Origin of the sequence: Plantibacter sp. CFBP 8798 (assembly GCF_014841195.1) — a bacterium.
GTDB classification, from domain to species: Bacteria; Actinomycetota; Actinomycetes; order Actinomycetales; family Microbacteriaceae; genus Plantibacter; species Plantibacter auratus.
The window spans coordinates 1,140,392-1,166,570 of the sequence record NZ_JACYTS010000002.1 but is presented as its reverse complement, the minus strand read 5'-3'; the positions used below and the strand labels follow the sequence as shown (position 1 = coordinate 1,166,570).

General features: G+C 60.5%; 26 protein-coding genes. 10 read left to right on the top strand and 16 right to left on the bottom strand.

The window, feature by feature from the left end; genetic code table 11:
- Positions 1-94: 94 nt before the first annotated feature.
- The 8 genes from IFU30_RS12510 to IFU30_RS12475 all read right to left on the bottom strand — a co-directional run bounded on the left by IFU30_RS12510 (position 95) and on the right by IFU30_RS12475 (position 5,565).
- Positions 95-505, bottom strand: a complete 411-nt coding sequence (locus IFU30_RS12510) for a hypothetical protein (protein WP_192005391.1) — start codon at positions 503-505, stop codon at positions 95-97.
- Complete coding sequence (locus tag IFU30_RS12505) at positions 502-1,332, bottom strand: replication-relaxation family protein (RefSeq protein ID WP_192005390.1); 831 nt, start codon at positions 1,330-1,332, stop codon at positions 502-504. The genes IFU30_RS12510 and IFU30_RS12505 overlap by 4 nt, the downstream gene beginning before the upstream one ends.
- A 160-nt stretch (positions 1,333-1,492) precedes the next feature.
- Positions 1,493-2,656, bottom strand: coding sequence for a hypothetical protein (locus tag IFU30_RS12500; RefSeq protein WP_192005389.1), 1,164 nt, complete (start codon positions 2,654-2,656; stop codon positions 1,493-1,495).
- A 446-nt stretch (positions 2,657-3,102) separates the two neighbouring features.
- On the bottom strand, positions 3,103-3,249 hold the full coding sequence (locus IFU30_RS12495) for a hypothetical protein (protein ID WP_192005388.1): 147 nt from the start codon (positions 3,247-3,249) through the stop codon (positions 3,103-3,105).
- Between the two features lie 759 nt (positions 3,250-4,008).
- On the bottom strand, positions 4,009-4,203 hold the full coding sequence (locus IFU30_RS12490; protein ID WP_192005386.1) for a hypothetical protein: 195 nt from the start codon (positions 4,201-4,203) through the stop codon (positions 4,009-4,011).
- Between the two features lie 18 nt (positions 4,204-4,221).
- On the bottom strand, positions 4,222-4,788 hold the full coding sequence (locus IFU30_RS12485; RefSeq protein ID WP_192005385.1) for an MT-A70 family methyltransferase: 567 nt from the start codon (positions 4,786-4,788) through the stop codon (positions 4,222-4,224).
- A gap of 259 nt (positions 4,789-5,047) precedes the next feature.
- Positions 5,048-5,266: a hypothetical protein gene (locus tag IFU30_RS12480; RefSeq protein WP_192005384.1), complete on the bottom strand. Its 219-nt coding sequence runs from the start codon at positions 5,264-5,266 to the stop codon at positions 5,048-5,050.
- Positions 5,263-5,565, bottom strand: a complete 303-nt coding sequence (locus IFU30_RS12475; RefSeq protein WP_192005383.1) for a phosphoenolpyruvate carboxylase — start codon at positions 5,563-5,565, stop codon at positions 5,263-5,265. Before IFU30_RS12475 ends, IFU30_RS12480 begins: the two co-directional genes overlap by 4 nt.
- A gap of 103 nt (positions 5,566-5,668) precedes the next feature.
- Here IFU30_RS12475 and IFU30_RS12470 point away from each other — a divergent pair, with 103 nt between their 5' ends.
- Positions 5,669-6,517 carry a hypothetical protein gene (locus IFU30_RS12470; RefSeq protein WP_192005381.1) on the top strand — a complete coding sequence of 283 codons (849 nt, stop codon included), beginning with the start codon at positions 5,669-5,671 and terminating at the stop codon, positions 6,515-6,517.
- 30 nt (positions 6,518-6,547) lie between these two features.
- Here the strand turns inward: IFU30_RS12470 and IFU30_RS12465 are convergent, their stop codons facing one another.
- The gene (locus IFU30_RS12465) at positions 6,548-8,239 is read right to left on the bottom strand and encodes a hypothetical protein (RefSeq protein ID WP_192005379.1); all 1,692 of its coding nucleotides are present in this window, start codon (positions 8,237-8,239) and stop codon (positions 6,548-6,550) included.
- Positions 8,240-8,287: 48 nt separating this feature from the next.
- A complete protein-coding gene (locus IFU30_RS12460; RefSeq protein ID WP_192005377.1) occupies positions 8,288-8,482 on the bottom strand; it encodes a hypothetical protein in 195 nt (64 codons plus the stop codon).
- Positions 8,483-8,855: 373 nt separating this feature from the next.
- On the opposite strand from IFU30_RS12460, the gene IFU30_RS12455 reads away from it, so the two are divergent.
- The 3 genes from IFU30_RS12455 (at position 8,856) to valS (ending at position 13,272) form a co-directional block, all read left to right on the top strand.
- Positions 8,856-10,007 (top strand): hypothetical protein, encoded by a 1,152-nt coding sequence (locus IFU30_RS12455; RefSeq protein WP_192005376.1) that lies wholly within the window; start codon positions 8,856-8,858, stop codon positions 10,005-10,007.
- Positions 9,892-10,425: a helix-turn-helix transcriptional regulator gene (locus IFU30_RS20900; RefSeq protein ID WP_342450861.1), complete on the top strand. Its 534-nt coding sequence runs from the start codon at positions 9,892-9,894 to the stop codon at positions 10,423-10,425. Before IFU30_RS12455 ends, IFU30_RS20900 begins: the two co-directional genes overlap by 116 nt.
- A gap of 186 nt (positions 10,426-10,611) precedes the next feature.
- Positions 10,612-13,272, top strand: coding sequence for a valine--tRNA ligase (gene valS / locus IFU30_RS12445; protein ID WP_192005372.1), 2,661 nt, complete (start codon positions 10,612-10,614; stop codon positions 13,270-13,272).
- A 217-nt stretch (positions 13,273-13,489) separates the two neighbouring features.
- On the opposite strand, the gene IFU30_RS12440 is transcribed toward valS, so the two are convergent.
- From IFU30_RS12440 to IFU30_RS12425, 4 genes are all read right to left on the bottom strand, one after another.
- Positions 13,490-14,080, bottom strand: coding sequence for a JmjC domain-containing protein (locus IFU30_RS12440; RefSeq protein ID WP_192005371.1), 591 nt, complete (start codon positions 14,078-14,080; stop codon positions 13,490-13,492).
- 7 nt (positions 14,081-14,087) lie between these two features.
- Positions 14,088-15,611: a glycosyltransferase gene (locus IFU30_RS12435; protein WP_192005369.1), complete on the bottom strand. Its 1,524-nt coding sequence runs from the start codon at positions 15,609-15,611 to the stop codon at positions 14,088-14,090.
- Between the two features lie 340 nt (positions 15,612-15,951).
- Positions 15,952-17,160 (bottom strand): glycosyltransferase, encoded by a 1,209-nt coding sequence (locus tag IFU30_RS12430; protein WP_249404824.1) that lies wholly within the window; start codon positions 17,158-17,160, stop codon positions 15,952-15,954.
- 41 nt (positions 17,161-17,201) lie between these two features.
- Complete coding sequence (locus IFU30_RS12425; protein ID WP_192005366.1) at positions 17,202-17,933, bottom strand: hypothetical protein; 732 nt, start codon at positions 17,931-17,933, stop codon at positions 17,202-17,204.
- Positions 17,934-18,484: 551 nt separating this feature from the next.
- On the opposite strand from IFU30_RS12425, the gene IFU30_RS12420 reads away from it, so the two are divergent.
- The 5 genes from IFU30_RS12420 (at position 18,485) to IFU30_RS12400 (ending at position 23,082) form a co-directional block, all read left to right on the top strand.
- Positions 18,485-18,784 (top strand): hypothetical protein, encoded by a 300-nt coding sequence (locus IFU30_RS12420; protein ID WP_192005364.1) that lies wholly within the window; start codon positions 18,485-18,487, stop codon positions 18,782-18,784.
- A 48-nt stretch (positions 18,785-18,832) separates the two neighbouring features.
- The gene (locus tag IFU30_RS12415; protein WP_274605417.1) at positions 18,833-19,615 is read left to right on the top strand and encodes an SAM-dependent methyltransferase; all 783 of its coding nucleotides are present in this window, start codon (positions 18,833-18,835) and stop codon (positions 19,613-19,615) included.
- Positions 19,612-20,913: a hypothetical protein gene (locus tag IFU30_RS12410; protein ID WP_192005362.1), complete on the top strand. Its 1,302-nt coding sequence runs from the start codon at positions 19,612-19,614 to the stop codon at positions 20,911-20,913. Before IFU30_RS12415 ends, IFU30_RS12410 begins: the two co-directional genes overlap by 4 nt.
- Before the next feature lie 32 nt (positions 20,914-20,945).
- Positions 20,946-22,049: a radical SAM protein gene (locus tag IFU30_RS12405; protein ID WP_192005361.1), complete on the top strand. Its 1,104-nt coding sequence runs from the start codon at positions 20,946-20,948 to the stop codon at positions 22,047-22,049.
- A gap of 691 nt (positions 22,050-22,740) precedes the next feature.
- On the top strand, positions 22,741-23,082 hold the full coding sequence (locus tag IFU30_RS12400) for a histone-like nucleoid-structuring protein Lsr2 (protein ID WP_192005360.1): 342 nt from the start codon (positions 22,741-22,743) through the stop codon (positions 23,080-23,082).
- Between the two features lie 104 nt (positions 23,083-23,186).
- On the opposite strand, the gene IFU30_RS12395 is transcribed toward IFU30_RS12400, so the two are convergent.
- On the bottom strand, positions 23,187-23,669 hold the full coding sequence (locus tag IFU30_RS12395) for a DUF3846 domain-containing protein (protein WP_192005359.1): 483 nt from the start codon (positions 23,667-23,669) through the stop codon (positions 23,187-23,189).
- Positions 23,670-23,825: 156 nt separating this feature from the next.
- On the bottom strand, positions 23,826-24,179 hold the full coding sequence (locus IFU30_RS12390; RefSeq protein WP_192005357.1) for a hypothetical protein: 354 nt from the start codon (positions 24,177-24,179) through the stop codon (positions 23,826-23,828).
- A 524-nt stretch (positions 24,180-24,703) separates the two neighbouring features.
- Between IFU30_RS12390 and IFU30_RS12385 the strand changes: the two genes are divergently transcribed.
- Entirely contained in the window at positions 24,704-26,011 is a 1,308-nt protein-coding gene (locus IFU30_RS12385; protein ID WP_192005356.1) for a Shedu anti-phage system protein SduA domain-containing protein, read from the top strand.
- Positions 26,012-26,179 lie beyond the last annotated feature (168 nt).

Here is a 26,179-nt window from a genome sequence, read left to right as displayed (position 1 = left end):
TTAAGTCGAGATGTTCATACGCGAAAGGTGAAGCGGAATGTACAACAGGAGGCTTCAGTCGGAGCGAGCGCCGCTGGCCGCCGTGAGCCACGGTCTACTTGAGGAATAGGTAGACGCGGCCATTCCGATGCACGATGTCGTAGACCTCCGCCATGAGATCCGAGATGGCACTCAGGTTCCACGAGACGAACTCTGGCGGTATCCCGTTGGATTCGAGCATCGCGGTCAATGCTTCTAACCAGCCGAGCGACTTCAACTGCTCCTGCGCTGCCTCCTCAAACGAGTTGAAGGTTCCGCGGTAATCGGCGTGGAAGTCTTGCTCAAGGTCTGACGAGCTGCCGTCCACACTTCGTAGCGTCAGGTACGCATCGAGCGCGGACCCAACTCTGTCACGAATGCCGGCGAACGGGGCCTCGGCGTCTCCGGACGAGTCCGGGATGATCCGGATGGATCCATGCGGCCCGTGTTCGCGCGGCTTGCCTCCGGCGCCTTCGTAAGTTGTCATTGTTGAACCTCCTTTCTGTAGTCAGTTGTTTCGTTCAGCAGTGCAGCTTCGAGTTCTTCGAACACCGCCACAGTGAACAGTCGCGGATGCAGGTCGCTGGACGCTGCAATGGCACGGATGAGCGCGTCCGCGCGTGGACGGGTGGGTACGAGCCAAAGCACACGTGGGAAGACGCCTCGGAGCACCTGTTCTCTTCCAGAGCGCCGATACTGGTCGTAGACCGAACACTTGCTGAGCACGGCCCGGACGGACTCGGTGTCGAGGTCCACTTCGATGAACCAGCCATCCTCAAACTCGTCGTCGGTCAGTGTGACGGCGAGGTCCGGCCTCAGCGAGACGGGTTGGCCGGCTCCGCCAGTGAACGTTCGCCATGCAGTTACTTCGATCTCAAGATTGGTCAGAACGATGGGCCGGCGTCGGGTGATCTCCTCGATCCTGACCCGCGTCTCGGCGACGGCCAGCGTGTGGTTGAGGAAGGTGATCGAAGGATCGATTTGCCGACGACGGCCCGTCTTGTGAGGACGCTCTGTTAGCCGGTAGCCGTTGAAGTCGAGGGTCCATACCTGAGACGTCGACCCGCCGCCTGGTCCGCCGACCCTGCGCTGGATGCGAGCGACGGTGTGGAGACGCTGTAACCGTTCCATCACCCGGCTGCAAGCGCGTGCGCCAGCGTACGTCGACGCATGATCGTGGAAGTGGAGTCGCATGATCTGCTGCCCGGTGAGGAAGCGGTGCTCGCGGAGCGACGTCAGAATTGCCACATCTCGTTCCGAGAACCGCTGGCGGAACGAGTCGAGCTGAAGACGACCAAGGTGATGGAGAGACATCAGCGGCACCTCCTGATGACGTCTGAAGATGACCCTGCAAAGCAGGGGTCAGTCGTCGCACCAGATCGGGACGTTGCTGCGCGGTGCGGGGAGCCACGTCGGGCCGTCAGCCGAGCGAACGGATGGGCGATTGGTCGGGCGGCGACGACGGACGGGACGTTCATTTCCCGCCCCTCTTTCTCCGCCCGAACTGCTCGCCGGTGTCCTCAACCGCTTCGTTCGGTGCACCAAGCTCCTCGATTGATGGACTGGAGCCGTACCGCGCCTGACTCCTCGCTCGGAGGTCCACCTCGTCCGAGATGGCCTCCGGCGGCGGCAAGGTGGTCCCCGACATCCATGGTCCATCCGCGCCATCGACGGCGAGCCGAACATAGACCTCGTGCTTGCCCAGAGCTTGGAAGTCAGCGGCCTCCAGTGTCGATGCGTGTCTCGCCATCGCCGCGGCATCGTCGGGCGGAAGCTGGAAGATGACCTTATTGCGGGCGTTGGCGTCGATCGCAGCGAGCATCGAGTCAGTCATCTGGGACCGGTACTGGTGCGCGAGAACCCAGGACGTCCTCATCGCGCGCGAGCGGGCGAGAGCCTCCGGTAGGTCGACGGCCGAGAGGTGCAGGAAGTCCTGCGCTTCGTCGAGATAGATGCTGACGTCGCGACGACGGTTCTCAGGAAGTGCGGCCTGCGCCAGCGTGTGCGACCAGAGGCTGGACACGAGTAGCGACCCGAGGAGCTTTGCCGCTTCTGGACCGAGGAGGGATTTGTTCAGCGCGACAAGAAGTATCCGCGGCTTTGCGAACAGGTCCGCTATCTGCAACCTTGGCTCAACTTGTCCAAGGACCTGCCGCAGGGCTGGACGCAGCAGAAGCTGGCGAAGCCGACTCAGCGACGGAGCGATGACCTGGGCCTGCTGCGTTGCCGAGAGGGCATCGTATTGAGCCCAGAATGGTTCAAGGCCGATCGGATCGTCCAGGGTGCTGGTCAACGATCTGCGGAAGACCGGGTCCGTGAGCAAGCGAGGGAGCCACACCAGGGAAGCGTGACCGTGGTGAGCGAGGGTAAGCAGCGACGCATGCATGACGTCGGTTGTGCGCGGTCCGAACGCGGAACCGAATAGATCCTTGAATGTCGAGAGGATCGCGTCGGCGACGAGTTCCGGAGACGTTCCTGATGCCTTCAGCGGATTCAAGCCGACCGGGTGCGCATCGGAGGGGTCGAGGACGACCACGTCGTCTCGGCGATGTTCTGGAATGGCTTTGAGGAGGTCTCGAATGAGGTTTGCCTGTGGGTCGAGGACCACCACGGAGCGACCAGCGTTGAAGTCGTCCACAGCGAGCCGCACGATGACGGATGACTTTCCTACTCCAGTTGGTCCCAGGAGCAGCGTGTGGTGGCGCCGAGCGCTGAGCGGAATGCCGATCGCGACCTTCGTCGCGGGGTGGTTTCCCGTTGCGAACACACCGACGTTGGCTGCCGTCGCCGGCAGGCGCCGCGGGTGTCCCGAAGGAAGCCCTGGGTACCGCCGTTGGCCGACTGGCCAGCACAACAGCGGAAGTACTTCTGTAGTGCTGAGGGTGAGAGGCCAGCGGAGGGGAAGGATTGCGTCATCCAGTGCGCCATCAGCGTCTCGCGCTAGCGACAGCTGCAGGCCCGGTGACTGCATGGTGCGGAATGCGGAGAGCGTCGCCAGAAATGTCCGACGCTGCAGGGCCGGTCCCTCCGCGCTAGTGGCGATTCGCACCTTCGCGGCGAACGCATGCTGGCGCTGTTTCATATTCAGATCTCGTCGTAGGTCAGCGCCGGCGAGCCGGGGCCCGTGCAGCGCAGCGTCGACGAGGCCTTGGCCGGGATCGGCGTGAGCGGTCGTGCCTGGACGTGGGGGAGTGCCTGGCCCGAGGACGACCTGTAGCGCAGTCTCCACATCGGCAGGAGTGTTCGTCAGGCTCTCGAGCATCTGCTGGATGGCACCCTCTGCGTCGTCGACGTCGAGGCTAAGCGCTCGCGGACGAACTGTTAGCCGCATGGTGGTCCGCAGCGTCGTCCGGGGCCGCTCGAGTTCGGTGAGTGACGCGCCATCTAGTAGCGACCCGACGAGACTTGCGAGTCCCGGGAGTGCTTGAGGCACGGCTCCCACAAGGAAGTCGACGTGGCCGCCGTTACTTCGAACTTCGAAGACGATCGGGCGCCGAGCCCGCTGCGAGGCAAGGCGGAGGAGCAGCGCTCCTACAGCGTCCTTTTCGAGTGGGCGGGGAAGATGGATCAGGCGCCAGCGAATGACCTCACGCATGGGATTCGCCCTCCTCCGCTGCCGCAGTCGGTGGTGCCTGATCCTCGGCGTCCGTGCGTCCCTTGGCCGCGTCCGCTTCTCGCTGCGCGAGGGCGAGCAGCGCTCTAGCGAGCTTCGGAAGATCTGGTTCGTCTCGTCGAATACCGCGCACGAAGATACGCCGCTCGCGCGTCGCGTTAGATCGTTGTCGGCTCCGTTTCCCACTCGTCATGATGTGCCGCCCCCGGCGCTGACGAGTAGACCCCGTTCTCCCGGCGTGACATTGTTCCCCTGTTTCCCTCTGTGTATGACGGAACGCATTCGTTTCGTCAAGAGCAAAATGGGGGAGCGTGGAGCCGAACAGACGGGTGCCTCCTGAGCGAAACCCCCAACTGGTGCATTGGCATGAACGGCCGTCACCACCGATTCTGGCGAGCTCGAAGCAACCACAACAATGCGGTCGTGGCTGCGACGATGCCGATCAGGATGGCTAGGCCGATCCAGATTTCGCGGAGCACCTGGAGCGTTATCCAGAGACAGAGCACGCTCCCGAGCAATAGGAGACACGCGCGCCAGATGCGCTTCGTGAGCGGCTGGTGTTCGTCGGTCATGTTGAGCTCTCCTGATCGTCATGATGATGCCCTCGTCGCTGGTGAATTCGGAACAGGGAAACCCTCGAGGTCGATGTCGGAAGCGATCTCATTTCCCCATGCCTGGTACCCGCTTCGTGGTCTCCTGGCGAATAGCTCCAAGCGGCGGCCCTCTGGGTACAGTCGATCAACGATGTCGAAAAACTCCTCGGGCTTATGCGAATGGCTCTGTACTGGAGCGAAGAACCATGTGCCTTGCCCTCTGAAGGCCGGCTTCGGTGGACGCCCCCGGACGCCGAGCAGCACGTGCTCGGTCATGTTCCTCAGAGGATGTCCCAGCCCCATCCGAGCCTTGATCCAGGTGATGGTGCCCGAGTACTTGTATCCCCACGCTTCCAGCACCTCGTGACCAGTCTTGATCGTCGCGTTGGTGACCCAGAGGAAGCAGACGGAGTCCTCCAGCATGTGCTCTTGTAGGGCAGGTCCCATCGCCTTGATGGCTTCGTCGGTCATCAGGGAGTAGTGGCTCTCTGCGCCGAGGTGCCCGAGCTGTCCGGCCCTCCATGGGGGATCCGCGATGCAGACGGTGTATTTTGAGTTGGTCATTGAGTGATAGCTCCTTTCTACCTACCCGTTACGCGCCGGCGTGGTATGCAGCACGGGGTGTGGGTCGGCGAGACGTAGTGAAACTCAGTAGGTTTCGTGCGGCAACCGTCCGACCGCTGCGCACGTGTGCGCGGTCGGACGGTTGCCATCAGAGGTCGCTGAGGCCTGATGCGGGGTTGCACGGCCCCGTTGTTATTCGTGCAACGGTGCCGCGGCGGCCTGCGTTTCGAGACGACGAGTTGGACGCGGGTATATCTCGTCAACTTCCGTCGTCGTCGTGGCGATGAATCGTCCGTTGGATTGCCTGGGATGCAAAGAGCGCCTCAGTATCGAGCGCCCGCTTGGCCTCGACAGCTGCCAGGAACTTGCAGAGCCGCGCTTGCTCCCGTCGCACTGCGCCGATCTCATCGAGGATCGCCTGTGCGGCCAGGACGACAGCAATGATGATCGCGATGGCTAGAAGGAGTGCCCAGATCACCGGAACGTCGCGATCTGGAAGGCGGCTCCGCGCCCGTAGGCGCTGAGTATGTCCTTCACATCGCCTGCGGCAGCCGGCGCCGCCTGCAGGCCCTGTTCCGCCAGTCCGTACAGGGTGAGCGTGTTGGTGATGGCTGCCGCCGTGAGGAACGCCCTCGCCTGGTCCAAAGTCTGCGCGGCTTCCGCGCGCGCCGCGATGGTTTCGAGCTCTCGCCGGCTCTGCCGCGCAACAGCGCCGGAGAGCGACTGGCCTGATGAGGTCGTCGTGCCGCCGAGGATGGTGGCAATTTCGATTCGCATCTTGTGGTCCCTTTCGCTGGTGGAAGGTAATCCGAGCGGTCGTGCCCGGTGAACCCAGCCTCCAACGCCCACGTCTCGCCGTCATTGGCACAAAATAGGCATCATGGTCGAACTGAAGGATCCAACGCTGGACGCGATCGTTCGTGAGCTGGTGATCTTCCGCAAAGGAGAAGGACATCCCACCGTCGCCCGTATGAGCGGGCTGTTCTACCTCAACGAGGCGCTCGGCGAGGGGATCCCAGAGCGAGCGTTTACAGCCCTAGAGCGGCTCTACGAGAGGTACGGAACAGATCCAGAGTCGGCGATTGGAGCCTACTTCTACCTGGCGGGGTGGGGAGTTGGGCTCGACTCTGTGGACAAGAGGAGGTATCGCTACCGCGAGGAGTTCCTGCGAGACATTTCGACGCCGCTCCGCCGATCTAAGCGGGGCATGGCAGAGCTAGCAGCGATCATCCGCGACGGTGACGAAAAATCGCGGCCATGGGCCGTCGTATCGATCTTCCAGTCGGGAAACTCTTTTCAGCCCGTTCTCGACTTCAACATGGGTTATGAGTCGTGGAATGCGCCTACCGTAACGCTCTGCGGAGAGGAGGTGCCGATCGACTTCCACCTTCACGGCGCAACTCCGAGCGCCGATCGCTTCAGCCGACGAATAGTGCTGGCGGAGACCGCGTTGGACCTCGACAAGGCGTTCGGTGAACAGATGGGTTCGCTACGAGTGATCTGGCCAATGCCAGTGTGGCCAGTTTGGAACCTTGTGTCGTGGACGGCGGACCCCCGGATACTGACCCGCATGCGGACTTTCCGTCAGCGCGCAGTGGACGTGTCTCTCGAATGGTGGAGCCACATGCCGCCCAATGAGTCCGGCGGCTTAGTCTCGGACGGACTTATTTGGACAGAACGCGGTGATTTTCGCGCGATGAAATTGCCCAGTGGCTGGGGAGTTCGCTAACCGATATTGTGCGAGTTGGGTTGCGCACTATCAAACCAAGCGAAGAGCAGCCCAAGACTCGAGCGGCATCTGAAGCAACTCTTCGATCTGTCGAAGATATTTTGTACGGGCCGCCTCGTCGCGTTGGCCGCCTTGCAGGAAAATCGAGTACTCTCGAATCTCCGCATGCGAAGGGCTATTCTGTGTGGATATCGCGACTCCGACTCTCGGATCATCGACACTCTCAGACAATGCTGTGAGGCCTCCAAAGAAAATGACCTCCGCGGCTCGGCGTAACGAATCTTCGATCAGCTTCTCGGTCACGGCACCGGCTGGAGAGTCAGCATCGAGCATCTCAGCTTTGAGTCGAGCGCCTACGAGGAGTTGTTCTATAACATCGACATCCACACCCCGTGAGCGGAGGTACATGCGCATAATGTTCCGAACGTGTTCTGCTCTGAACATGGCTTCGAATCCGCTGATTGCAAGACGAACATCGTCCATCGTGTGGACGAACAGAGCACGGCGAGATGGCTCGTAATCCGCGAGCTGTCTCCAATGCGAAATTTCTGCCCCTACGCCTCCCGAGAATTTACCCTCTTCGTAAAGAGGGCGGAAGACGAAGAAGCTGTCAGTATGGGCCACGAGATAATGGTCACGGAACGGGACTTCCGCATAAATCTCAGTCTCCAGCGACCTTGCGATCGCGCCCCTAGGCGGATTCACCTGTGACTGATCGATCGGAATGTGCGTCAGGCGGCTGGACGGCGGAGAGAGCGCGCTAATTGCATCGTCTTGTGAAACGAGAAGTGGCCAACGGTCCGACAGTTGAAAACTCCTACTGTACAAGTCCTCCACTTCGGTTGGCCGAGCCAATCGAAATTCGTCGATTGCGGTCGGGCAGACGAGAACGACTTTGGAATCGGCGAACTTGGCACTTAGCCCATTGCTAATTTCAACGACCGGCGGCCATTCTTCGCCACTGACGCGCGAGCGACGCGGGCGAGAGATGGGGTGTGACAGATAGGCCGTTACAGATACGGTTTGATCAAGAAGGCGTCTTAGCGCACTCAATGGGTGTTTGACCCCAAGGGTAGTGAGCGGGGCGCCGAGGGCGGAGGAAAGCGATTCTGCCTCGACCATGTCAAGGTGTCGCCAAGAAAGTAGCCGTCCCAAAATTGCCTGCGAGCTGTCGAGGACGAGCCGGTCGAAAGTCTCACGCTTGCCCGCGATCGGCGAAGCCGTGCCCGAGGACATGTCGATAAGGTCGACGATGCCCTGTGCCTCCAACCGCCGACGGAGCCATTCTGAATGGTGGAACAGATCGTGCTCGTGTTCACCGAGTCGCTCCCACATGTCAAAGACATCATCAATAAGGAGAACGACTCTGTGGACGTCGGGAAGTATGCCCGAGGCCGTTACCCAGCCCACAGTGGAATACTGCTCACTGCGCCGAGCCGCGTAGATTGTAGGGTGAAAGGCAATGACCGCATGGTTTGCGTCGGAAGCTTCGGCCTTTTGTACGCATCTTTTCAGCGCGTCCTTCCACCAGCCCATCAGCTCTCGCCGAGTGATCTGCATCAGCAGATCACGCATATTTTTCTGCTCGCTGCTCATGGGAAATCTTGACCAGTCAACGTGCTCGAGCAGCTCGCGCTCGACGTAGAAGAATGCCAGCCGCTCGCTTGGATCGTCACCCGCGGCATGGTCAGTGCGCTCGAATCGCTCGACGATGTCGGTCAACCCAACTCCAGCCGGAGCCAGCAGCAACGATATAGACACGGAGGTTGTCTAGACGCCGGCGAGTTCTCGGATTTCGGCGAGATGTGCCGCGATCTCGGCTTCGCCCACCAGCTCGGCAGAACCGACCTGCAGGCGAGGCTCAGCATACGACTCGACAAGCGCAACACCGTACGCGATGCCTTGGTCATCCAGAAGCGTGGTGACGCGCTCAAGGCTCTCTCCGGTGCCGGACGTGGTCAACATAATTGGCATGAACTTCGCTCTCTCTCGTTCGCCTGCGGAGGACCTGCCCGGTGTGGGCGGCACCTCCCGGTCGCTCGGTGTTGGCGAAAGCATAGTGGCTTCCAATGACACTCGAGCCACGGCGTTCCGTGATGCCTCTCTAGCGCTGCTAAGGTCGCGGTTAGTTTCTGGTGCAGGAGGGCTTCTGTCCCTGGTCCCCTTGTTGTTGTATTTTTCCATGAGATATATTATATACCTCCATATCGACGTTGTGAAGTTCTTATTTCCCTCGCGGCTCTCTCCGGCACTTCGTCCTCGAGTGCGATGGATGCAGTCCTCCCCTCGATTTGACTCTTCACAAGAGCCACCTTTTCGTTCATAATGCTCCACAGCAATGCGTCCAACCAATAGTCAGCGTATCTACAAGCTCAAGGTCACGATCGTGGCTCTGGTTTCACTTGGAACCGGCATTGGCCTACAAATAGCTGCGAGTTACGCTGACCGCACGCCAGGTTTCGAATGGTTGGACTTCTGGCAGGTTGGAAGCATAGGCGGCACCCTCTTTGCCGCCGGTCTCTTCGGTATCGTCTGGGACTACTTCGACGGCAAGGACAAGGAAGCCCGGGAGGACGAGCGCATCCGTCGCCTCCTCAAGGAGTCGGCGCCGGCTTTCCGCGATGCCGTGGTCCGCGGGTTTGGAGTCGAGAGCGACGATCTGAAGCGCGTCGCCACTCCGGAGCTGCTGGATGGCATCGCGACGAATGCCTTGGCGCTCCGCCTGGACGATAGAGACTTCGCGCGGGAGATCTATCAGGAGGTTCGAGACCAGGTCATCCATGCGTCGGAGCGGTGGTACGACGCCGACGTATCGATTCGGCTCAGCAGCCTTCCTACGCCGGCCGCTGATGGACCGGCCCGTTTCGAGGTCACCATCCAGTGGGAGTACACGCTCACGCCGACAGCTCCTATCCGCAAGTTCGCCTGCACCTCAGACCGCGAAGAGTTCCATGAACTCATCTCCGACATCCCGGCGACGTCGACCTGGTTCATGACGCCACGACTTGGCTTCGATGCAAGCGATCGCGATGCGTTCGAGCTCTTGCAGTTCTCCGTAGACGGTGAAGACCGCGCCATTCGTCGGTCACAGCGAAAAGCAGGCCAGACCTACTCTGTGAATATCGGCGAGGACGTCGTTCATGCCGCTCGGCCAGTTCGGATCCGACACGTCTACCGCACGATCACGGCCCAGAGTGGACACCTGCTGACGGTCGCGCTCTCACAACCGACCCGCGGGCTCAAGCTGTCCATGGACTATACGAACACCACGATCGCTTCCATGCGGGTCAGCGACCTTATCTCGAGCGCCCGACGTCCGCGGGTCTCGCGCTTGCCACAGCAAACGCACGGGAAGGAGCTCACCATCGATGTCGATGGCTGGCTCCTTCCTCAGGCCGAAGTCTCCTTCGTGTGGACGCTCGCTAGCGAGTCTGAAGCAGACTCCGCAGCGATGCCATCAGCTGCCGCAGGCTCCAGCGTCGCTGTGTAGCGTTTCCCATGTACAGCCCATCTCCACCGCTCATCGTGCGCCTCCTCACGGCCGCAGCACATCCGCGGCTCCCGTAGCCCCACTTTGGCATGTATACATGCGCAAGTCGAGCATCGGTTTCCGACATGGTCGAACCATGGCAACAGGCAGGGCGTCCGCACCCTGGGATGCCTACGCCCGCGAACTTGGGCACAATCTCCTCCGTGCCCGTTCTGCTAGCGGCCTCAGCCAGGAGCGTGCCGCTCATGCCGCGGGAATCAGCAGCTTCACCTACCGGAAACTGGAGAAGGGCGAGTCCAATCCGGGGACACCTGCCAACCCGCGGCTTCGAACTCTGGTAGCTCTCGCCGAGGTCTTTGGGACCACGGTTCAGGAGTTGATCCCGAAGGATGGCCCCGGCATCGCGGTAGGGCGTTGACCCATTATTTCTTGACCTATCCATACGGTCCGATCGATCTGTACGGCCGTTAGCCGGCCGGTACGAGCAGTACCCGCAGTGAGCGAATCCACTTAAGTGGACGGCCGCAAAGCCATCCGGTGGCATCTCGGTCTGGCTAGCTCGCTACCTTTGCGAACTTGCAGGCAAGCCTGCGATCATAGCGTTATGCCGAACCTCGATGCGCGTTCCGAAGCTACTGTCCCTGAACAGCCGGGCCTGGATGGCCTCGAGGTGAAGTGGGATCAGGTATGGCGTGACACGCAGATCTACGCTTTCGATCCCAATACGACACGCGACCAAGTGTTCAGTGTCGACACGCCTCCTCCGACAGCGTCAGGAGCTCTTCACATTGGGCATGTGTTTGGCTATTCGCAGGCAGACATGATCGTGCGTTACCAGCGCATGCGGGGCAAGAATGTGTTCTATCCGCTGGGCTGGGACGACAACGGGTTGCCCACGGAGCGTCGGGTGCAGAACTACTTCGGGGTTCGGTGTGACCCGTCTTTGCCATATCAGGAGAACTTCGCGCCACCGCGAGAAGGGGGTGACTCCTCGTCCGCGAAAGCCGCCAATCAGGTTCCGGTATCTCGGCGGAACTTCATCGAGCTCTGTGAACGACTGACCAAGGTCGACGAGGCCACGTTCGAGGACGTCTTCAGGACGCTGGGCTTGTCAGTGGACTGGAACCACAGTTACCAGACCATTGATTCTCGGTCCCGGGCAACGAGCCAGCACGCGTTCCTGGAGAACCTCAAGCGCGGCGAGGCGTACATCTCAGAAGCTCCGACCATGTGGGATGTTACCTACCGGACGGCGGTGGCGCAGGCGGAGCAGGAGGATCGCGACCGTGAGGGGGCCTACTATCGCCTCGGTTTCAGCAAACTCAATGAACCCGGTGAGCGGGTGTTCATCGAGACGACCCGCCCAGAGCTGCTGCCCGCGTGTGTCGCCCTTGTCGCGCATCCGGACGATGAGCGTTATCGCAGTTTGATCGGCTCAACGGTGGTTTCGCCACTGTTCAAGGTTGAAGTGCCCGTTCTTGCGCATCCGCTCGCGCAACCCGATAAGGGTGCCGGGCTAGCAATGATCTGCACCTTTGGTGATGCGAACGATGTTACGTGGTGGCGGGAGCTTCAACTTCCAACGCGCGGGGTCATCGGAAGAGAAGGACGCTTCCTGCCAGACGCACCCTGGATTGCATCGGACGAGGGTCAGAAGCGGTACGCGGAACTGGTCGGGCTTACGATCTTCAGTGCGCAGAAACGTATTGTTGAGATGGCTACCGAGTCAGGTGACCTCGTCGGGGAGCCGAAGCGGATCATGCACCCCGTCAAGTTCTATGAGAATGGCGACAAACCACTTGAGTACGTAACGAGTCGGCAGTGGTACATCACGAATGGCGGACGAGACGTCACCGAAGCCGGACTCCGGGATGCACTGATTGCCCGTGGCAAGGAAGTGTCCTGGCATCCCGCGTACATGGAGGCTCGCTACCGCAACTGGGTGGAGGGTCTCGCCGGCGACTGGCTGGTGTCTCGCCAACGCTACTACGGCGTCCCCATTCCAGTCTGGTATGCGGTCGACGACGACGGCCAGACTGACTACGACCGAGTATTGACCCCGGATCGTGACCAGCTGCCTGTTGATCCGACAACTGACGCTCCGGCGGGTTACACCGAGGCCATGCGCGACCGGCCAGGCGGATTTACGGCAGATGCCGACATCCTCGATACCTGGGCGACTAGCTCGCTCACGCCTTTCATCGCGGGGAACTGGATCACTGATCCTGAACTCTTCGCGAAGGTCTATCCGATGGACCTTCGACCCCAAGGGCACGACATCATTCGCACCTGGTTGTTCTCGACCATCGTGCGCTCTCATCTGCAGCAGAAGTCGTTGCCGTGGAAGAACACCTCGATTAATGGCTGGCTTCTTGGCCCAGATGGCAAGAAGATGAGCAAATCAAAGGGCAACGGAGTGACGCCACAGGGCCTGCTCGAGCAACACGGTGCCGATGGTGTCCGCTACTGGGCCGGGCGCGCCCGCCAAGGGGTCGACACCAAGCTCAACGAGGGCCAGATGAAGATCGGCCGGCGGTTGTCGATCAAGATCCTCAACGCGTCCAAGTTCGCTCTTGCGTTCGGCACCGCACCCGAGGACCCCGCGAAGCGACTCGCTGCAGATCCGGCCGTCGTCACCCAACCGGTAGATCGAGCGATGTTGGCCGCCCTGGCAGGCGTGGTACTCCAAGCGACTGATGCCTTCGATGACATGGACTATGCCCGAATGCTCGAAGTCGTTGAGCCGTTCTTCTGGACCTTCTGCGACGACTACATCGAACTCATCAAGGACCGTGCGCATGGTGCTTCGAGCAGCGGAGCTGAAGGTGCCGCCTCAGCGAGAGCTGCTCTCGCGATTGCGCTCGAGGTGCTCTTGCGACTATTCGCCCCTGTGCTGGTGTTCGCCACCGAGGAGGTCTGGTCATGGTGGCGAGACGGAAGCGTGCACCGTCAGCCATGGCCCGACTCCGCGCCATTGATCGAAGCTGCGCATGCGGAGAACGGCGCACTTCTCGAGAGTCTCGAGCAAGCCGCGACCGTGATTCGACGCATCAAGACCGACGCCAAGGTGTCCCAGAAGACTCCGATCCTCGACATGCAGCTGCACGTACCGCACAACATCGTCGACCACATCGAGGCGGCACGTGAGGAGCTCGTAGCGTTAGGACGCATCGGGACGTTCGCAGTCGTTCCCGTCGACGGGACCGACATCACGGCCGAGAACGTAGTGCTGGGCGAAGCTCCCGCGAAGCAACCGCGTACTTAAAGAGATTGCCTGGGTGCCACGCCCTCGGCAACACGGACGGAACGTGAGTACGAGCCCACTCGGTCCGATGGCCCACGTCGAACGCACTTGTTGAGGCATCACGAGGTGGCAAAGATCCAGCCAGTTCGGAACGCGAAGCGTCCTACTCGACTCAGAGCGCCGCCGAAATGGGGCCGGGATGATTCGGCGGTGCCATCGGATGGACGCGCCTTCGTATTCAGGTAGAAGAAGTTACCGAGAACGTGAGATGCATACTTTGAGAAGCACCGCCGCGCGCCTCATGTTGGACGCCCGCGCGCATTCTAACGACTGAACCAGGGAGGCTGAGAACTGGCGTTCCTGCGATGGTCCAGAGTTTCTCTCCTTCCAATTGCAAGATGAGGACGTCCATCGGATCCGTGTGAGCCACTGAGCCCGCTTGCTTCGGAGGCGTGATGTAGATGTTGCCAGTCAGTCGCTGAGCATGAAGAGGCCAGGCTTCTTCAAACAGGGCTGACACGCTCCCGCCCTGATGTTCTATACCGAGGATTCTCGCGGTTTTGCCGCCAGCGATGATCTGTTCCACGGCATCTTTCGCTGCGAACACCCCGAGCTCGTCGGTGGGACATGGGCTGCCTACGCCGCGCTCCAAGCTAATGAGGTCGCTGGCGAGCATGGTTCCGCCGCGTAGCGATAGCCATACTGCCTCGCGCAGACGATCCACCTCGTCTTGAGCGACCGCGCGGTCGCTCGCGCTCCAGCTTGCGGTGCTGCTGCTGCTGTCAATGAACCAGGCCGAGAGCTGCTCAGCAATATTCTTCACGCGCATCACATCCTTATCTAATTTCCTTCAAGAAGCCCATGCCAACTAATTGCCTGACGGTCTCGGCGTGAAGTTCCGGTGGGATAGCGCCTGGGAGCCGCAAGTTGTCGAGGGCCCGGCGACCTTGTTCCGATACCGGCACGAAAGGTGTTCCTGGGGGCCCGACCATGGCGAGACTGTGATCGCCTGGCGCGGATAGGTCGGGGCAGAGACGGACCGACTCCGGATATTTGCTCTGGAGTGCAGTAAGAAGGCTCGTGGAACAGTCGACGAACGATACTTCGTTGGAGAGAAGAACGCAGCTGGTAGTGGTGCGTAGGAAGTTCCGAGGATTGGCGACGTCGATGACCACGGGATCCCATCGCGCAGCGATCTCGCCGAGTAGCTTGACCTCCGGGTTGCTTTGGCTGACGCCGGAGGCCGCCTTACCCACGGTTCTCGGCGGTGCGGCCGGCTGTACCCCCCAATCCTCGAGCTGTCTGCGAAGCGCAGCCTGGGCGCTTGTCGTGAGCACATCCCAGAACCAGTACCGCTTCACCAGTTCTGAGTCGGAGGCTTGGCTCCAATATGACCCGAGGCGTGCTTCGGCCAAGGGTGCAGGTGAATGGGCAACCGCTGTCGCAGCGCAGTAGACGCCTGCCACCTCGTTGATGAACTCTTCCCATCTACGCTCATCGGCCCACCACACCCCCTCCTCCTTTGCAGGGTGCGCAAGCGCATCCGCGATGGCGCCGGCAACAGTGCCAGCTTCGAGCGGCTCGGGAATCTTGAACAGTCCGCTAGATCGCTCGTCGCGGTCAGCCAGTAGTACCCGGCTGACAAAATCGGCCGCCGATGGTGATGCCACGCAGGGAGTACCTGCGGCCAGTGCTTCTGCTGGTATGCCTGAGGTGTGGATCTCGATCGAAAATCTGGACGGCAGACAGAGCACAACCGCTGCCGCGCGGACTAGCGCCGGAATGTCCTCCGCCGGCGCAGCTGGCAGAATTGCCACTTGTCGTTCCACGCCTAAATCGCGCGCAAGGCTCGTGATCTGTTCGGACGTCATCTGCGCCCTCGGGCCCCCACCTACGACAATGAGGTTGATCACCTTGTCCGCGTTCTTCAGCTCAGCGATAGCGCGAACCGCAACATCCAGATTCTTGTTTGGGGAGACTGACCCATATGCCAGTAGCGCAGGCTGCATGTCGTCGAGAGCAGGCGGGACGACACCTACGCCCAACGCCCTAGCGCGGTCAATCACGCGGCTCAACTCAGCCCTGGGGCCTTCTCTGCCGTAGACGGGCGGAAACAGTGCATAGCGTGGTTGCCGAACGCATCGGTCTGGTCGAACCGAATACGTTTGTGTGAGGACATCGAAGCCTTGTCCCGCTGTAATGAAGGCCGGTGCGGCGGAAAGCAAAGCTCTGAAGGCCTCTTCTGTTCCATCGGCCAGCGCAAGCCTCCCGAGATCGCTTCCCGCGTTCCTCAAGGCAAAGGGAGTGCTGGTCAGCCGAGCAGCTTGTTCCGCTACAAACCCATACGGATCGAGGTACACGCCCACGATCAACGAGGGCTTGTACTGCCGAACTACTTCGATGCACCGACCTAGGAGGCGAGAGTGAGTGCGTTCGGTCTGTGGCGTGTGCGCAGCGGCGGGCCCAATTGAGGTTCGATGGATGTTGATTCGGGCTCGCGGCGCCCCGTGACCTTCGTATGGTCGCGGGGAGCAGCTCTGGAAGAGCTCGTCGTTTGACCTGTCGAAGTGTGCCGCATCCTCAGCGTTTGTAACGATGTGCACGTCGGTGCCGGCCAAGGTAAGGGCCTGTGCCTCGTGCCAAACGCGGTTAACCACTCCGCCGACGACGGGGTACCACTTGGTAACAAGACAGACCGAGTCAAGAATCATGTGAGACCTCGGACAGAAGCTGAAAGGCTAGAACCTCTGACGAAGATGAGGCCGGCGTGGCTTGCGGCGAGAGGAGCTCAAGAAGGTAGCTTCCTAGCGCTTCCTCTGTCAGCCCGGGGCGATCGGCTCTTGCGAAGGCAGATTGTGCGCGCAGCCCGATGGCGTGAACGGAAGACCGGTGGTCTGCGCACCATTCGATGGTCTCCACCAGCTGCTCGTAACGGCGCATATCAACGATAACGCTGTTGAGTTTGTCGACCGCGGCCTCGCGCAGCGGCCAAGCACGCTGAACTGCAGTCGTGGACGCCACAAGGCACGCGCCCGCCGCGACTATCTCGGCTGGGACGCTCGATACGTGCCCCGCGTTGTGTGCGGCATCCTCGAGCGTCACACCGCAGTCATGAACGGACAGCAACTCGGCCACCTCACCCATGCCCACAAAGTCGCGGTGATAGATCGAAGCGCCCTTTTCGGTGGCGAGCTCGACCTCGCGGTTGACGACGTCGGAAACACCCTTCGGGCCGCGCCCGACAAGTGTCAGATGCACCTCGCGGCCATGCGCGCTCGCGTCACCAACCCCGCGTATCAGCTCAACGATCCTCTTCGCTGGCGCGAGCTTTCCGTAATGCAGCAATTTCAGGGGGCCAACTTCGTCAAATGGACCGCGAGTAGGGAACCGGTAGTCCAGCCTCTGGAGAGGAGCAAGTTGCTCGGGGATTGCGCCGAGCTGCAGAAACACCTTGGCACCAGCAAGGGTGCAAATCACTCGTCGGGAAGCTTCAACGACACGCCGATAGATCTGACCAAGCTGGGGGTCGCCGGCTAGATCGAAAAGATCGCTGCCCGCGTGCGAAATGTAGAGGGGAGTCCCCGTCTCGCGCGAGAGCAAGAGCCCCGCTACACCATACGGCTCAAGTGGGAATGCAACAATCGCGTCGAAATGCCTACGTTCGACCAGCCGGTAGGCCACGCCAAGAATCAGTGAAACCCAGGGTGTCCCATCCGGAACCGTGTAACGGCGATCAGTTGCCGTCGCGTAGTGCACCGTCAGACTGTCGTCTTCAGAGATCCTCCCAGCAGGGGTGCACGCTTGCCACGGCTCGTAGTCTCCAGGATTCGCTGTCACCACATCGACCTGTGCCCCTGCATGCGCTAGCGCTCGGGCCCACTCCAAGCCGTGGCGGCTCGTGCCTCCCATGATCGGCGGGTGCTTGCAGAGCATTAGAACCCTCAAAGCGCTCATAACTTAAGAGCTTTGCAAGTAACCCCCAGAAGCCACGACTCGCCTGACAGGGCGATCGAAGCAACCAACGATTCATCGTGATTCTTGCAGACGACAATGTCGCCGAGGGACTCGCTGGCAGGGAAGTGGATCAGAACGAGCACCTCATCGACCGCGAGTGACTCAATGGCGCTTGCGAGGTCAGCCCCTTCCACAACGCCAGCGCCCGCAGGAAGTAGGAAAAGGCTGCAGACCTCTGTGGCAAACTCCTGAACGTCGCGCCGCGTGACGATGGACTCAGCGAGCTGACTCGCCCCGATACCCGACTGCTCAAAGAGTGAGCTGCCGTCACTGATCGAGACGGACTCGTGGTACCGAGCGTGTCCCACCCCCTGCCAACTCTCGCTTTGCGCAGGCCGGTCCACGAGGTATGGCCATACTGTCGGGTCCAGATCACCGAACTCATGCAGGAGTCGCCGACGCGAACGATAGTAGGCGCTGTGGTCGCCTTCATCGCCTGGCATGGTCGGGATATGGTGAATGTACTGCGCGAAGTTCTGGTTGCAATAGTCGGTGTAGACCTGCGTGAAAAGGATGAACGCGTGCCACGCCTCATCCGCGCTTGGCGAAGGGGCAATTGGGCCGAAAAGTGACTCTGGGCTGCGACGGTCAACGAGGCTGAGCCAACGAAGCATCTCGTCGAACCACAGCTCGGCCTGCGCGAGTGGCACATCATTCTCTTTCGACACACGTTCTACTATCGCTGAGGCAAACGGTTGTGGAACCGGCGCAGGGGCCGCGCCACGAGGTATCTCAACTGGCTTCTCGCTTGTCGTCATTAGGCGCTCCTTCTCCCCACATGCTGTCTGCGAACCGCGCGGCAGGCATCGGCCGACTCGTCGCTCCTGAGATACCAACGAGGGCCGACAGGGCCGTGAGACCCACGCTTACATCCAATCTCGCGACTGTCAATGGAGAGCTTCATTTTTCGTGTATTCGCTTCCCCCGAGACGCGGAAGATCGGCTTAGTAGAGCCCGCTCTCAGGCTGCTTTCAGCTTGTTCTCGGAATGCACGGTCTGTGTCGGGATAACCCTGACTAGCGCGCTAGAGACGGCCGCAGGCCACCGCGTATCCGCATGTGAAAACGCCTGTGGGTACCTCAGATGGGCCTGTAGATCAATCAAGAACTCCGTGTTAGAGTCGCGTCTGAAGCGACCTCGGTCGGGTGCGTTTTCCTGGTCAGTCGCTGTTTCCATTCCCGCGGGTTGCGGGGAAGGCCATCGAAGGAAGAGGATAAACATGTCGGTTCACGCATTTGTTGACGCGCTCACGGAGGACCTTGCGGTCGATCAGAACGCGCTTTCTGCCACTGAACGGGAGCTGCTTGCGGCCGTCGGACAGGAGGATAGCCGCGACCCGCGGTTCAATTTTGCCCAATCGGCGAGCATGAAGGCCGTAGGGTATGTCCGCGACAACCTTACGGACCTCGCGGAACCTCGCCGAGAGAAGTTCGTGAAGTACGTATCGGACAACTTCGCAAGCAGCTATCGCGGTGCCGCAGTTCAGTCAGGTTGTATGGTGCCCTGCCGCTTGAGCTAAGAGCTCGTATGGTCCACATCTGATGCCATCTGAGTGGGGGGCGCGGCGATGAATAGTTCTGTGTGCATTGTGGGAGTTGGCATGCGCCCGGCGGCGCATATGACTCCGGATGTCTCGGAGGCGATCAGGACCAGCGACGAGGTCTACTACCTCTTAGCCGATCCTCTAGCTGAACTGGATTTGCTCGCCCTCCGCCCAGATGCTGCAAATCTGTATGAGGAATACAGTTCCAAAGCCAACCGTAGAGAGTCGTACGCGGATGTTGCGGACCGAGTGATATCCCGAGCTATCGCCGGCGCCTCGGTTTGCTTCGTCACGTACGGGGATCCCAGTTTTGGCACCATCTCCACCAGCATGATTCGGAATAGCTGTCTTGATATGGAGATTCCGATCCGTGTGCTTCCGGGCGTCTCCTCGGTTGCATGTCTTACGGCCGACCTTGGTATTGACTTCTTGGTTTCAGGCGTAACGGGCAGTGACTGCAACCGCCTCTTACGCCTGCCATCCAGCGCCCTGAGTACAGTTGTGGGTGACGTGCTGGTGCTGTGGCAGCCTGCTTCGGTGTCTTCGTACGAGCTCAGTCCTAGTGTCAGCGCCTCGGACCAGCGGGAACTCGGTAGGCGGATCGCGCTTCTGATGGGAGACGAAGCGAGCCTCTTCCGCTATCGAGCGGGAGCAGCCATCGAGGGCTTCGTGCTCGAACACTTCGACGTTTCTGACATAGCCGGCTTCGATTTCGCACTGGATGACACGATTGTTGTAGTCAAAGATACCGCTCTTCGCCACCTCCCTGTGCTGCATCGAGCAGCAATGCGTGGTGGTCGCGGATGAGCGACGCCTATATGACGGGGACCGCTCACGTTGGCTCCGGGTTTTTCTCCTCGCGGGGTCTGGAGCCGCTGCGGACTGAAGAGCTGCGTCGCGCAATTGCCGCTCTGGAGACTGAACTCAATCGGATTGCTGAAAGCGATGACGAACCGGTCTCGATATCGAGCCTCGTGATCGATGCTCATCGTGCGTTCGTGAATGAGTACTCTGATGTGGCATATCGGTTGAGGGTGGAGACGCCACTCGCTGAGCTCTACGTCGCTGATCCATGGATCGGTGCGCCGATATATCTAGGTGACAACGGGGGTCGCTTCGTCGCCTCGCTGAACGCCAATGGGGCGATGCGCGAGGCCCCCTGCGTAGACGCCAATCCGGGCTACACGGAAGCGCTCTCAAGGCGCGGCTACTCAACACGGTCAGAGAGATCTGTACGAGGTCTGCGCGTGCTGCGTCCCGGCGAGGCGCTCATGCTGCTCCGACCGACCGACGGTGGCTGGCTAACCTGCGTGCCGGTGGACTTGCCGTGGGCGGCCGCGCTACAGGTGCCCTTGATCAACACTCCGGCGGACCTCGCGCGTGAACTCGCGCTGAGAGCCACGGGCGGAGTCTTCGACCGTTCACGGCATTCGATCCTCGTGGGTGGGATGGACTCACTGATGTTGCTCGATTCTATGGAGCAGTCGTCTGCCGTCCGGTCTCAGTACCAAGAGGGTCAGGCGGTTCACTTCACGGGGATAGCCAATAGCGAGGAGAGCGAGGCTTTCCGAACTCACGCTCGTGCACCTGAGGGCTGGCTCATCGCCGAACACGCGTTGCCTTCCCTGGTGTGCGATGCAACATTCGAAGAGTTGGCCGACTGCTACAAAGATGCCTCAGGCCTTGAGATTGGGGTTGCCTTTGCGAGTGCCTCTACTCAATTCGGCGGCGGCGTGGCGAGTGTAGGTACTGGTGCAGATGCGTTGCTCACAAACTTGCCTGACGTAGCGGCCAAAGATGAGTATTCGGGTGATGCGTCCGAACCCAGCGGCTTCTACGCGGACTACGTCGACGCCAGCTTTGATCTGGATATTCTTCCGTTGTGGATCGCTGCTGAGATTGCGCAGGTGGCCATCCGTTTTCCTTATTATGGATTGTTCCCGGCGTCGCTCGTATCGACCGACTCAGAGCGCCCCGTAGGCACCGACAAGGAGTCTGTGCGTAGGGCCTTGGGATACCCTAAGGTCCCCCCGACTGGTCTACCTCACGCCATGCGAGGAATCATTATCTCGAAAAAAACTTGGGAACTGGCGCGCTCCGCCTAGGACTGGGCGGAGCTGACGGAAGGAAGAACAAGATGGTTCGCGTTGGCTCAGACGAGTTTGTCGATCCCGTGTTGCTTCAGGAGTTCGAAATCGTGCAAAAGCGCGAGCGGTTGCTTCCTGTATTAGTCCCGAACTCGATGAAGGGGCTGCTTGCCGAAGAGGCTTCCGTACTTGGTCGTGGCGTGGGGCCATTAGCTCGCTCAGTTCTGCCCACCCGCGAGCGCCTAGAGGTTCGCGCCCCAGGTGAAGTGTCCGACTTCGTCGAGGATCGGTCCAACTTCGTGGGCACCACCGATCGCATAATCAGGAAGTACGAAGATCGCGTGCTCGTCATCGCGACCGAGCGTTGCGCCGGACACTGCATGTACTGCTTTCGGCAGGATCTACTCTTTGACAGCGATCCGGATAAGGTCATCCCCGACGTCGCCCGGGACCTCAATGACCTGCTGACTGCTGATCCGCGCGTTCGGGAGGTGATTTTCTCAGGTGGAGATCCAATGACGCTCTCGGTCTCGCGTTTGCAGATTTTGCTCGATGCGGTCGCTGCTGCGGAACGGTCGATCGATGTGCGGGTACACACCAAGAACTTTGTATTCGCGCCGCAGACAGTCTCGGTTGAGAAGCTCACTGCTCTGAACGCGGTGAACGCACGCTTGGTTCTTCACGTAACTCATCCCTATGAGATCACGCCTGATTTTGAACAGGCCGTGGAACGTGCACGGGCACTCGGTCTTCGGCTCTACGCACAATTCCCGTTACTGCGAGGAGTTAACGACCATGTCGACGTTCTCCGTGCTCTGCTCGAGCGCCTCGACAACTTGGGCGTGCGGCCGCTAACAATATTTATTGCGGATCCAATTAGCTATTCTGCCGCATTCAGGATCCCATTGCGGCGCGTGCGCGAGATTGCATCGGAGCTGCATCAGTCATCGCCCGCGTGGGTAAACAGCGTCCGTTTTGTACTTGACACTCCGGAAGGCAAGATTCGTCTTGCGGATATTCCCGATGTAGGACCAGAGAGCGAGACGGTAGAAGTGGAGCGGAACGGACGGGCCTTTACATATACCGATTTCCCCGATTCTCTGGACATAGAGGGCGTTCGCGACGTGCTTTTGTGGCGAGAAATTCGTCCGTAACACTTGAGTCACAACGGCGTGCCGAGAGAGGTATCCGGACCTAGCGGTTAGTGAGAACTGAAACTCGCTACCGCGGCATGTTCCGCGCGAGCAATCGGCTGGAGTGGCACTGCCTAGAGCGCATCCGGAGGACACGTAACACTTGCGACTGGGCTGACAACTGTCAGCACGCACCTGACGACGCAAGAAGCGAACGGTCCTGGGACAGAGCTGTCGCTGGTGAACGGAGACGATGCACCCCCCTCCTCATCCCCGGCAGCTTTCTTTGTGGCGACTTTCGCCCTGACCTCGTTAGGAAGTCTCCAGTCACTCTGCCGGAGGTGTGCGACCGCTTCGCGGTGGAGCCCCAACCGGATGATGCAGACATCGGTACGGCCCCGAGCGCCACTTCCGCGTAGTCGAGTCGGTCCGGCTCGACCGAGATCCATGTCGGCGTTGTCGCATCCCAAACCGCGGGTGCGATGTCCCGGCTCTGAGGCGCTCACGTCATTTCTGAGCGAGAGGCGCCTTATCAACCGCGCGCACGCCTCTCGGCAGGACTCACCGCGAAGGAGACCAACATGTGCGCGAGACCATTTGAGGCTATTGTTGACATCATTCTGAGCGTCAGTTCCCCCGCCTGGTCTCTCTGCGCAAGTTATCGCAGCCGGAGCCCTGATGATGCTCATACGACAAAGGAGAACAAGCCCCCATGGCGCAGAAGATTGTTACCACTCTGGTCGATGACCTCGATGGCTCCGAGCTGAAGCAGGGTGAGGGTAAGACGATTACCTTCGGCCTGAAAGGCTCGACCTACGAGATCGATCTGTCCGAGAAGAACGAGAAGGCGCTGCGCGCCGCGCTTGAGCCCTACATCAAGGCCGCTCGTAGCTCGTCGAAGTCGAAGGCGGCCAGTTCGGCCGGTTCGACTCGCAGCAACAAGGAAGAGCTCTCGGCTGCCCGCAGCTGGCTCCGTGCCAACGGCCACGACATCTCTGACCGCGGACGAATCCCGGGGGCACTTCTCGAAAAGTTCCGCGCCGCCGCGAAGTAGGCCATTCGCTGGCTTGTCGTCCAAGTAGTAACTCGCTGGATGGACGGCTGACTACTGGCGGCTATTGAAGAGGCCCCCACCATTCGGTGGGGGCCTTTGCGCGTCTAAAAAGAGCGCACTCTCGCTGCGCGGATCTCGCCCCAAGCCCACATGAGGTCCAAGCTCTTTCGGTACGCCTCATCCCAGGTTCTCGCGCTGCCGTCGACGGTGATCCACTCGCCCGGTAGAAGAGCGAGTTGTATCTCGACGTCGAACGTCGACCACTCAAACAGAAGGTCGCGGAATCCCTCCGGTACATCGGTCGATTCGCCTCGGACGTTCTCCGGGCCGATCAGGACCGCGTCACCGGCCACTGAGTCGCCATCATGGATGCGGTTGTGCATCCTCATGATGAGCGTGGCTCGTTCGTTGTCGGGCAGATGGCGGATCTTGCCCTCCTCGTTCACAAACAGCGAGGCGGTGGGCTCCGCCAATGCGATGTACTCGACGTAGCCACCGACGGCGGCCTGGTAGTCGGGGAGGGTCTCGAAGGTGCGAATGGTGAGGTCGAGGTTGTCATCTGCGGGTATGACGATGCCGATGGCCATGGGAGTCACTTCCTTTGATCGTGGGGTGTACCCACAGCCGGTCGGCTGCAGGATGAAGCCCGCGATCAGGGAATGGGTTGTTTCGCTAGATGCCCGACTGCGCCACTCGAGCCCGGGTGGGTGAGCGGCGCAGTGGGCATCCAGTTGGTTGGCGACCTAGGCCACGGTCGGCTTCGCCGTCCGTGCGCTAGCGGTCGACGCGGCGCCCGAAGGTCGCTTCTCTTTGACCGCCCCATCTGGGGCGTCGAAGATCGCCGCAATCGCGTTCCTCTGCGTCGTCGCAGCGCGCTCAATCTCAGCGCGCGCGTACTCCGCTCGTTGCTGGATCGCCGGATCCGACTTGCTGCGCTCGATCCAAGCCTCGATCGCCAACCGAATCTCTTCTGTCGCTGACCGGTCGTTGAGCTGCGCCAGGATGTCGAGCTGCGCTCGAATGTCCTCGCTGAGCCGGACTGGCAGCGGCTTCATCTGCGCGGTGCGCGCAATGCTCTGTTGCGTGTGATCACTCATTGCGATCGTCCTTCCTTGACGGATGCGGCCGGCGAATCCGGTGTGGATTCCCCTATCAAGCCGCTGGCCGGCAAGGAGGATGGTTCTGCGGTACCTCTTGATTGAACCTCGATTCGATCAGGTCGTCAACCGTCTGATCGCTTACTCGCTTTTCGCGGTGGGGGAGACCACCTGGACGACGCATGCGCCCTCCTCGACGATCCTGGCTCGCTTCAGTTCGACCGTCGCGAGAACGATTGTGGCCCGACGCCCTCGGAGCATGGGTCTCGAGGGTCGAGGGATGCGGGGTGGATCGGGACGAAACGCGCTGTGCGCTCGGAGACATCTAGCGCCCGTTCGTCAGCGAACTGGACGCGGGTAGTTGACACGTCTCACTCTCCATAGGCCACGGAGCGATACCTGCTGAGAAACCTACCTGGCGGCAACCAACGCAGCGGGCTACAGTCTTCTGAGGACCGAAATCAGTGGGCAATGGCAGCTACACTCCCGCGCGATGCGGCACTAGGGCGAGAAACGGTGAACGCATGACGAATGCAGGCCCCGCGACGACGGTGCCGCGCTGGCAGCTGGTTGCCGATCGCCTCGAACGAGAGGTAGCTGGCCCTACTGCTGAACAGCTTGACATCGCAGATCGCCTCGGCATTTACCTCCCGGAACTCTTGCCCGTTCCCGTCGCTGCAGTCTTGATCCGTAAGTCTCTCGAAGCCGAGCTGAGACTCATGTTCCGGGTTGCCCGGGAGATTCCACGGGTGCTGGGCGACATCGAAGACGAGCTTGGAGTTGCGCGCACAGAACGGCTCCACACTGGCACCCGCGAGGAGCTGAGCGCCTGGTTCGAGTCTCGATACATCCTCAAGACGGTGCGTGGTCTGCGGGCGCTACGACCACAGGTCGGCGATGTAGTTGTCAGTGGTGGTTGGAAGGCAGGGGAGCGGCGGGTCATTTCCACCATCCACGACAGCGGCCGAGTCTTTATGAAGCTGAGGCCACCTCGAAGTGCGTGGCCCAATAATCTCGAGGTGATCGAGCGCGTCGGGTCGCCCGGATACGCCGCTGCATTCAGGAGTGCGGGTGAGTCACTGCTTGACTCAACAGTCTCGTTTTCGACAAACCTGGACAACTTCCTGCCTCTCGCCAGATTCGAACTGGAGAATCACGTACCCGAACCCGAGGCGATCAGGGCTCTCGAGGAATTGCTGGAGTCAGGGGAACAGCGCGAGGAGCCTCTGCAACAGGTGCTGACTCAGCACCCCGAACTGCTCGCGTCAACCGTAGTCGGAGGCTGGAAAACGTTCGTCATTCCCAAGCCGCGACTCGGCTCCGAATACGTACCTGATTTCCTTGTGCTCGGCATCAATAGTGTGGGACCCCAATGGGTCACGATTGAAATTGAGGGTGCGCGCCACAAGATACTCACTAAGCAGGGGAGGCTTGCGCAGCAGACGCGGCATGCGTTAGACCAGGTCGAGGATTGGCGCGAGTGGCTAGCTCGCAATGTGAGCTACGCGCAGATGGAGAGGGGGTTTCACGGACTAACCTCGCGCGCCCCAGGCCTTGTGATTATCGGTCGCGACGACCCCGTAGCCGAACGCCAAGCCTCACGGGCGCGGTCTGAAGAGTCGGCGAGAATCGCTGTGCACTCTTGGGACTGGCTGCTTCGTGGCGCGCGAAACCTGACTGGAAACACGCTCTACAAGACTAGGTTTGCGGCTGATAATCTGAATGAGCAGGTAGGGCGGCAGGTTGTTTCGCTTCCTGCGTCATCAGCATCGACCTTTGACGAGATCCTCGATGATCTTGATCAAGAAGAATTCAACCGCATGCCCTGGTGAAGGCGCATAACGTAACGGCCAGTCCGGCTGGGCCGGTTCTGGGCGTTTTCACTCTCGTGTCTATGGTAGCCAGGGGTATTGATATAAGCGAAATTCGGCGCATCCGAGAATGACTCGATCGGGCCGCCCTGGGAATGCAGACACGCGTAGGGTGGACTCCTTCCCGAA